The 8482-nt window shown below is 65.0% G+C and carries 10 protein-coding genes; 5 read left to right on the top strand and 5 right to left on the bottom strand.

The window, feature by feature from the left end; genetic code table 11:
• Nucleotides 1-416: 416 nt before the first annotated feature.
• The 3 genes from CR492_RS17950 to CR492_RS17940 all read right to left on the bottom strand — a co-directional run bounded on the left by CR492_RS17950 (nucleotide 417) and on the right by CR492_RS17940 (nucleotide 2289).
• A complete protein-coding gene (locus tag CR492_RS17950) occupies nucleotides 417-1094 on the bottom strand; it encodes a DsbA family protein (protein WP_102845109.1) in 678 nt (225 codons plus the stop codon).
• A gap of 151 nt (nucleotides 1095-1245) precedes the next feature.
• Nucleotides 1246-1752 carry a DUF721 domain-containing protein gene (locus tag CR492_RS17945; RefSeq protein WP_102845103.1) on the bottom strand — a complete coding sequence of 169 codons (507 nt, stop codon included), beginning with the start codon at nucleotides 1750-1752 and terminating at the stop codon, nucleotides 1246-1248.
• Between the two features lie 45 nt (nucleotides 1753-1797).
• The gene (locus CR492_RS17940) at nucleotides 1798-2289 is read right to left on the bottom strand and encodes a VOC family protein (protein WP_102845102.1); all 492 of its coding nucleotides are present in this window, start codon (nucleotides 2287-2289) and stop codon (nucleotides 1798-1800) included.
• A gap of 177 nt (nucleotides 2290-2466) precedes the next feature.
• Here CR492_RS17940 and mutY point away from each other — a divergent pair, with 177 nt between their 5' ends.
• The 3 genes from mutY to CR492_RS17925 all read left to right on the top strand — a co-directional run bounded on the left by mutY (nucleotide 2467) and on the right by CR492_RS17925 (nucleotide 4220).
• The gene (gene mutY, locus CR492_RS17935) at nucleotides 2467-3531 is read left to right on the top strand and encodes an A/G-specific adenine glycosylase (RefSeq protein ID WP_102845101.1); all 1065 of its coding nucleotides are present in this window, start codon (nucleotides 2467-2469) and stop codon (nucleotides 3529-3531) included.
• Nucleotides 3528-3803 carry an Imm74 family immunity protein gene (locus CR492_RS17930; protein WP_102845100.1) on the top strand — a complete coding sequence of 92 codons (276 nt, stop codon included), beginning with the start codon at nucleotides 3528-3530 and terminating at the stop codon, nucleotides 3801-3803. Before mutY ends, CR492_RS17930 begins: the two co-directional genes overlap by 4 nt.
• A gap of 72 nt (nucleotides 3804-3875) precedes the next feature.
• Nucleotides 3876-4220, top strand: a complete 345-nt coding sequence (locus CR492_RS17925; protein WP_102845099.1) for a nuclear transport factor 2 family protein — start codon at nucleotides 3876-3878, stop codon at nucleotides 4218-4220.
• 15 nt (nucleotides 4221-4235) lie between these two features.
• Here the strand turns inward: CR492_RS17925 and CR492_RS17920 are convergent, their stop codons facing one another.
• A complete protein-coding gene (locus CR492_RS17920; protein ID WP_432431222.1) occupies nucleotides 4236-5435 on the bottom strand; it encodes a site-specific DNA-methyltransferase in 1200 nt (399 codons plus the stop codon).
• A 118-nt stretch (nucleotides 5436-5553) separates the two neighbouring features.
• Entirely contained in the window at nucleotides 5554-6180 is a 627-nt protein-coding gene (locus tag CR492_RS17915) for a ribonuclease HII (RefSeq protein ID WP_102845097.1), read from the bottom strand.
• A gap of 278 nt (nucleotides 6181-6458) precedes the next feature.
• On the opposite strand from CR492_RS17915, the gene CR492_RS17910 reads away from it, so the two are divergent.
• Both CR492_RS17910 and CR492_RS17905 read left to right on the top strand, forming a co-directional pair.
• Nucleotides 6459-7871, top strand: coding sequence for a mannose-1-phosphate guanylyltransferase/mannose-6-phosphate isomerase (locus tag CR492_RS17910; RefSeq protein ID WP_102845096.1), 1413 nt, complete (start codon nucleotides 6459-6461; stop codon nucleotides 7869-7871).
• Between the two features lie 155 nt (nucleotides 7872-8026).
• On the top strand, nucleotides 8027-8482 hold the full coding sequence (locus CR492_RS17905) for a hypothetical protein (protein WP_102845095.1): 456 nt from the start codon (nucleotides 8027-8029) through the stop codon (nucleotides 8480-8482).

Below are 8482 nucleotides of genomic sequence, written 5' to 3'. Positions count from 1 at the left end.
GCCCTTTGGGGGGGGGGGGGGCGCGTGTAGGTCGCCGTCCGTAAAGCTTTCGGGCCCATTGGCCGCTGGCGGGTCCGTTGCCGGCCGGAACCCACGGCTGTCCGGATTGTCTTTCTTCCCACCCGTCGAGGACGGCGCGTTCGAGGCTTGGGCCCTTCATCAGGGCGTCAGGCGTTATGCCTTAAGGAATTCGGCCGCCGCTAGCACGGCGAAGGCCCGCTCCTCGCACAGCGCGCCCAACTTGCATTGGAGGGCCTGCAAGGCCGTTTGGAAATCCGATTCTCCGCATCCTGAGGAGCCATTTCGCGAGAAATGGCGTCTCGAAGGATGTGTCACGCGGGCTGTTGACGCTCTCGTGGTTCGAGACGGGCTCTCGGAGCCCTCCTCAACATGAGAGATTTTGGAGAATGTAGCTCTCACCCCTTCAGCAGCGGCTCCAGCAATTTGTCCAGCGTCTCCGGCGAGATCTCGCCGCTTTCCTTCTTGCCATTGATGAAGAAGGTCGGCGTCGCGGTCACGTTGAATTTCGCCGAGGCGTTGTCGCGCACCTTGTTGACGTTGTTGTAAAGCTCCTGATTCTTCAGGCAGGCCTCGAACGCTTCCTGTCCGACGCCGGCCTGTTTAAGGAGTCCCGCCAGCGCCTCGACCGGCTTTTCGGTAAAGGCCCAGTTCTTCTGCTGCGCAAACAGAAGATCGACGATGGCGTTGCGCTTGTCGTCGCCGGCGCAGCGGGCGAGCATGAAGCCGGCCGTCGCCAGAGGGTCGAGCGGAAATTCGCGCAGGATGAAGCGCACCTTGCCCGTATCGATATATTTGCTTTTCAGCACCGGGAAGGTCGTCGTGTGAAATGCGGCGCAATGCGAGCACGTCATAGAGGCGTATTCGACGATGGTGATCGGCGCGTCGGCTGATCCCAGCGCCAGATCCGGCAGCGCGCCTGGCGCCATCAGCTGATCGGGCGGCACGGCCGCGCCCTGGGCCAGCGCCGGGGCCGCGCCCGTGGCGGCGACGCTCGCGAAAACGAGCGCCGCGCGCGCGAGCTGGAACAGGAATCGCCGGCTCGGAAAGGCCGGAGCTTTGGTCACAGTCGTCATGGATTTCGATTCCATCCGGCAGGTAGGAGTGGCGAAGTTAGCGAAGGCCGACGATGCAGTGTGGCCCGCGGACCGCTTCATCGCCAGAAAAAACCCGCGCCAGAAAAAACATGGCGGCAAAACGCATGTCCGCGCGGCGGAACGATGGCGGTCAGCCGCCGTCCTCGCGCTGGGAGCGGGTTAGCACACAGGCGCCAAGGCGCGTCAAGGCGTCGCGGAGCGCTTCATCGGCGATATCGCCGGTCGCGGCGGCCGCGGCCTTCACAATTTCGGGAGTCGGCGGCTCGCTGCGGCGCCTTGGGCCCGGGCGCGGCTCTAGCGGACCCTGTTTCAACAGCAGCCGGTAGACGCAGCGCCAGCCAAGATGGGCGTTGACGCGTTCGACGACAATTCCGGCAAGATGCTGAAGCTCGAGCGCAAAGCCCGTTTCGACGCGCACGATGAGCGTCGCTGGCGTTGCGGCGGCGCGGCCGCGCGGCGGCCATTGCAGCTTGATCGGCTGCGACATGGCGGCGATTCGCGCGCCGACGATCTCCTCCCAATAGAGGATGACGTCGGATTTGCCGAAGCCGCGTCGCGCCAGCGCGGGGTCGATGATCGGCCCGACGAGGTCGGCGATCGGCCGCGACCAGGGATCCTTGGAACGCTTTGCGCGCATGACGCTTTGTAACGCGTTTCGGGCTGGCCGCAAGGCGGCCGACGTTCAGCCCTGCGCGGGCGCCTCGCCGTGGAGAGCGGCGGCGCGGCGGCGAATTTCCTCGGTCGAGAGATCCTCGATGTGACTGGCGATCCACCAGCGATGCCCGAACGGATCTTCGAATTTGCCGCCGCGATCGCCATAAAACTGATCGGCCACCGGCCGCAGCGTTTTCAACCCCTCTTGCCCGGCGCGGCGGGTGAAGGCGTCGACGTCCTCGACATAAAGATGCATGAGCACCGGCGTGCCGCCGATCGTCTGGGGCGATAACGCCTCATGATCGGGAAATTCGTCCGACAGCATGATTTTCGCTGGGCCGATCTCGAGTTCGGCGTGGCCGACGCGACCTTCATGCTCGATGCGCAGCGTCTCCTGCGCCCCGAAGGCCCGTTTGTAGAATTCGATGGCGCTGGAGCCGCTGCGCACGGTGAGATAGGGGATCGCGCCCTCGCGCCCTGCCGGGACGGGCCGGGCGCTCCGCGCGGATTGCTGGTTCATCGATGCTCCTCCGGACGCGTTTTTTGCTGCGCCTCTGTTTGAAGGTTTTCGGACGGGCCTTGCAGCGTCAAAACGCCAATCGCGCGGCGCTATGTCGGACGCCGACGCCCGGGGTTCCGTGTTCGAGTCGACCCAGGCTCGCTTTGCCAAGCAAATGAGACCGGTTAAACGAGGCGCATGTGTGACGCCGCAATCCCAGACGCAGTTCTTGCCTGGTACGACCGCCATCGCCGCGTTCTACCCTGGCGCGCGCCTCCTGGGGCGACGGCTGATCCTTACGCCGTCTGGCTCTCGGAAATCATGCTGCAGCAGACGACGGTCGCGGCGGTAAAATCCTATTTTTCGGCATTTCTGGCGCATTGGCCCAACGTCGACGCGCTGGCGCGGGCGCCAGCCGAGGAGGTGATGCGGCAATGGGCCGGGCTCGGCTATTATTCGCGGGCGCGCAATTTGCACGCCTGCGCCAAAACCGTGTCCGCGCAATTTGGCGGACAATTTCCTGACAAGGAGGCGGCCCTGCGCGCTCTGCCGGGTCTTGGCCCTTATACCGCGGCGGCGGTGGCCGCGATCGCATTCGGCCGCAAGGCTGTCGTCGTCGACGGCAATGTCGAGCGCGTCCTCTCGCGGCTCCATGCGATCGAGGCGCCCCCGCCGGCGGGAAAACGCCTGATCTACGCGAAAGCCGAGGCGCTGACGCCTGCCGAGCGTCCCGGCGATTATGCGCAGGCGATGATGGATCTAGGCGCGACGATCTGCACGCCGAAAAACCCCGCCTGCGCGCTTTGCCCCCTGAACGGCGCCTGCGCGGCGTTCAGGGCCGGCGATCCGGCGCGTTTTCCCGTGAAGGCCGCGAAACGGGATCGGCCGCTCCGGCGCGGCGCGGCCTTTTTTGTGGCGCGCCCTGACGGCGCGGTCCTGGTGCGAACGCGCCCGCCGAAAGGGTTGCTCGGCGGCATGACCGAGATCCCCGGCTCGCCCTGGAGCGAGGATTTCGACGAGGCCGCCGCGCCGCGCCATGCGCCGGTCGCGGCCAATTATCGCCGCCTGGCGCGCCCCGTCGAGCATAGTTTCACGCATTTTGCCTTGCAGCTTTCGGTCTATGTGGGGGAGGCTGGGGCGGACATGCCGGCGCCCGAGGGCTGCCGCTGGGCGGCGGGCGATCTTGAGAATGAGGCGCTGCCGAGCCTGATGCGCAAACTGGTCGGCGCGGCGCGGCGACGGGAATTTGGGGGAGATGCGTGACGAAAAGCAAGCGGCGCGGGTCGGGACCGCAGATCACTCTGACGGAAGGCGCGATCCGGGTCGCCTGGGCGGACAGGCGCCTGACCATCCTGCCGTCGGCGCAGCTTCCCGACGCCGAGGAGCCGGCCGATTTCGTTGTCGATCTCGATCAGATCGTCGCGTGGGACGCGCCGCACGAGAGCGCGGAGGTCACCATCGAGGAGCTGCAGGCGATCGCGCAGGCGATCGAGGCGGAGTTTGACAAGCTCGGCCTTGTCGTCGAGCTGGATTGAGGGCGGCGGGCCAGCTTGCGCTGCGGCGGCGTTCGCGGCACAACGGCGCCATTCTCATGGGAGCGCTACTTGATGACCCGTACGCCGCAAGAAATTTTCCAGCACCATGCCGAGACGCTCGTCGCCGGTGACCTCGACGGCATCGTCTATGATTATGCCGAAGACGCCGTAATCCTGACGCCGGCAGGCGTGAAGCGCGGCAAAGCGGGCGTTCGCGAGGCTTTCGTGGCGCTGCTGGCGGACTTGCCGCAGGCCGACTGGGCTTTGCCGACTGTCCTCTTTGAAGGCGATGCGCTGTTTCTGGAATGGACGGCGAAATCGAAGGAAAATTACGCCGACGACGGGGTCGACACCTTCATTTTCCGCGACGGATTTATCCGCCTGCAGTCGGTGCGCTACACGCTGAAGAAGGTCTGAGCTGGTAAATTCCAGTCAGGCTTCGGCCTCGCGCAGCCTTCCGCGCGCCACCGTGCGGAGCGCGTCGATTGGCTGCAATTTGCCGTCTTGTGCAAAATGCCAATAGGTCCAGCCGTTGCAGGCGGGCAAGCCCTGCGCCAGCGCCCCGATCTTGTGGATCGAGCCGACGACCGGACCAAGGGTGATGGCGCCGTCGGCCCTGACGGTCGCGCGATGGCGCTGCTTGTCGTCGACGAGGCTGTCGCCGGGCGCGATCAGCCCGGCCTCGACGATCGCCGAAAAGGCGACGCGCGGCTCGGTGCGTTTGCTCGGCGTCAACGCGATCGCCGCTTCGGGCAGCGGCTCGACGGCGTCGATGCGCGCCCGCGCGGCGGCGGCGTAGGTTTTATCACGCTCGATGCCGACAAAATGACGCCCGAGCCGTTTCGCGGCGGCGCCCGTCGTGCCGGAGCCGAAGAACGGGTCGAGCACAACATCGCCGGGGTTGGTCGCGGCGATCAGGATGCGGGCCAGCAAAGCTTCCGGCTTTTGCGTCGGATGCGTCTTGCGCCCGTCCGAACCTTTCAGCCGTTCGGCGCCCGTGCAGATCGGGAAAAGCCAGTCGGAGCGCAGCTGACAATCCTCATTGCCGGCTTTCAGAAGCTCATAATTGAAGCGGTAGTTCTTGGCGGCGGAATCCTTCGCGGCCCAGATCAGGGTTTCATGGGCGTTGGTGAAACGCCGCCCGCGAAAATTCGGCATCGGATTGGCCTTGCGCCAGACGATGTCGTTCAAGATCCAGAAGCCCTCGTCCTGCAGCGTCGAGCCGACCCGGAAGATGTTGTGATAGGAGCCGATCACGAACAGTGTCGCCTCCGGCTTCATGACGCGGCGGACGGCCTTGAGCCAGGCCCTGCTGAACGAATCATAGTGGGAAAAGCTGTCGAACTTGTCCCAATCATCGTCGACGGCGTCGACGAGGCTCTGGTCCGGCCGCGACAGCGTCGATTCGAGTTGAAGATTATAGGGCGGGTCGGCGAAGACGGCGTCGACGCTGGCGTCGGGCAGGCGCGCCAGCTGCTCGAGGCAGTCGCCGATCAGAATTTCATTGAGCGGAAGCGTGGGAGAGCGATCCGCCGGGAGAGGCGCGGGAAACGCTCCGGTCTCAGGACGCAATACCTTAAGCTGAGATCGGGCGTGCGCTGCGCGCGCGGCCCCGGCGGATGCTGGACGCATGATTAAAAACCGATACGCAACTGACGCACATTCTTTACCGTCCGAGCGGTAAAGGGCGCGTTGCGGGGTCCAAGCGGAGCTGTCCCGATTTTGGACGAGTTTCAACCGGCCGGGAGTTTCAATCCGCCCGGAACGGCCGAAAGCTCATCCGGTGAAACGGGCAGGGGCCGTGCGCCTCGATCGCCTGAAGATGCGCCGGCGTGCCGTAGCCGACATGCTGGCTGAAGCCATAGACCGGATGGACGGCGCAGAGCCGGCGCATCAGTCGATCGCGCGTGACCTTGGCGACGATCGAGGCGGCGGCGATTGAAAGGATCGAGGCGTCGCCCTTGACGATCGTCTCGCCCTCGCAGCAAAGGTCCGGAGCGAGGTCGTTGCCGTCGATCAGCACATAGCGCGGCGAGGCGGCGAGCGCCCCCAGGGCGCGGCGCATGGCGCGGAACGTCGCCTGACGGATATTGATGGCGTCAATCTCCTTGACGCTTGAAAATCCGAGCGCGACCGCGAGCGCGCGCTTCATGATCGATTCATAGAGTTTTTCGCGCTCCTCGCGCGTCAACTGCTTCGAATCATTCAGCCCGCGCGGCAGATTGTCGGGATCAAGGATCACGGCGGCGGCGGCGACCGGCCCGGCGAGCGGGCCGCGGCCCGCCTCGTCGACGCCGGCGACGGGCCAGACGTCGCGGCGCAGCAGCTTGCGCTCCAGCCGGAAGTCAGGGCGGTCCGGGATCGGTTTTTCGGCCAAGGCGGTCTACCGAAGCTGCGGCGGGGCGCCGCGCAAGGCGGCGCCGGCGGGCGCAAAAGGCGGGGGAGGCGACATTTTTATCATTGTCCTTTATAACTTGGCCCGCGCTCCGCTCAGCTTGAGGCGGCCCGGTTGGCTGCGTTGGCCTTTTGACGGATTGAGGACGGCGCAGAACCGTCCCTCCTCTGGCGCGCTCGCGTAAACCGGGCGGCTATGCTAGATCGCGCAAAATTTTCCGGGACTGGCCCAACCAACCGATTTGCCTGCGGGGAATAAGAATGCCGAAAATCCTTCCGGTTATCATGTGCGGCGGCTCCGGCACGCGGGTCTGGCCGGAATCCCGCGAAAGCCTGCCGAAGCAATTCATCTCCCTGATCGGAACACGCTCAACCTTCCAGATGGCCGCCGAGATCCTGAAGGACCCGGTGTTCGAAAACCCGATCGTCATCTCGAACCACGATTACCGTTTTCTCGTGTCCGAGCAACTGGCCGAGATCAAGCGGGAAGCCCGCATCGTCCTTGAGCCGGTGCGGCGCGATTCGGCCCCGGCCGTCGCGGTCGCCGCCGAACTCGCCGCGCAGCTTGGCCCCGAAACGGTCGTCGCCCTGCTCGCCGCCGACCATGTCGTTCAGGACACAAAGGGCTTCGTCGAACTCTGCAAGCAGGCGGCCGAGGCCGCCGCGCTCGGCTATATCGTGACCCTCGGCATCAAGCCGACCGCGCCCGCGACGGGCTATGGCTACATCAAGACCGGCAAGCCCGTGAGCCTCGATGGCGCGGTGCTGAAAGTGGCGGGCTTTGTCGAAAAGCCCGACGCCGCCACGGCGGAAAAATATATCGCCGAGAATTACCTCTGGAATTCCGGCAATTTCTTCTTCCGCGCCGACGTCATGCAGGCCGAATTGCAGAAATTCGCTCCCGCCATCGCGGAGGCCGCGGCCGCGGCCGTCGCCGGCGCGAAGCAGGATCTGAATTTCCTCGTCCTCGACAAGGAGGCGTTCAGCGCCGCGCCGAAGATCTCGATCGACTATGCCGTCATGGAGCGGACCGACAAGGCGGCGGTGGTTCCGGCCGACATCGGCTGGTCCGACGTCGGCAATTGGGCGGCCGTCTGGGATCTGTCGGACCGCGATGAATTCGGCAATTCGACGCGCGGCAATGGCGTCGTGATGAACGCCTCCAACGTGCATATCCGCTCGGATGATTTCCTGACGACGGTCGTCGGCGTCGACAATGTCATCGTCGTCACGACGCAGGACGCCGTGCTCGTGCTCAACAAGGCGTATGGCGATCAGGTCAAGCAGCTCGTCGATCGGCTGAAAGCGGAAGGCCGGCCAGAGGCGCTGCAGCACAAGCGCTCCTACCGGCCCTGGGGCTATTATCAGTCGGTCGACAATGGCGCGCGCTATCAGGTCAAGCGCATCGTCGTGAAGCCGGGCCAGCGGCTCTCGCTGCAAAAGCATTTCCACCGCGCCGAGCATTGGATCGTCGTCCGGGGCACGGCGGAGGTCACGCGCGACAGCGAAGTGATCTTTGTCCACGAGAATGAATCGATCTATCTGCCCATCGGCTGCACCCACCGCATGACCAATCCGGGGCGGATCGACCTCGAATTGATCGAGGTCCAGACGGGCTCCTATCTCGGCGAGGACGACATCATCCGCATCGAGGACATTTATAATCGCGGCTGAGATTTCGCCGCTGGCGCAGGCCTGCAACAGGGGGCGTAAAACGAGCCCCCTGCCGCCGCGCGCTCTTGACGGCTTGACCTTCGCGCCGCATCGTCGCCGCTCTTTCGGGGGGCGGCGGAGGTTTGCCGCCCGGCCGAGCAAATGGCGGAGCGCCTATGGCGAATAGAACATCAGGTCTTGCTGCGGCGCTCGCCTTGGCTGCCGCAGCGATCGGCGGCGGCCCGGCCGCGTCGGCGCGTCCGCTGGTGCCGTCCGAATATCGATATGAGCCGTTCAACAGCAATCTGCCTGCCTGCGCCGACCCGGAGCCGCTCGGCGAGATCAGGACCACGTTTCGCGAGCGCGAGCAGCAATATTGGCGCACCGGCCTCGACATCGTCGCCTTCGAGGTCGTGCAGGAAACCGGCTTTCGTTCAAACGGCCTCGACTATATTCCGCGCCGCTATTGTGAGGCGCGCATCGCAATGAGCGACTCAAAAGTGCGGCTGCTCTCTTATTCGATCTCGCAGAGCCTTGGCCCGATTGGCTTTGGCTTCGGCGTCGAATGGTGCGTCAGCGGCCTTGATCGCTTCAACGCCAATGCGCCGAACTGCAAGATGGCGCGGCCGTAG

It is taken from the genome of Methylocella silvestris, assembly GCF_002891535.1.
Taxonomy (GTDB): domain Bacteria; phylum Pseudomonadota; class Alphaproteobacteria; order Rhizobiales; family Beijerinckiaceae; genus Methylocapsa; species Methylocapsa silvestris_A.
This window is presented reverse-complemented; position numbering and strand designations above follow the sequence as displayed.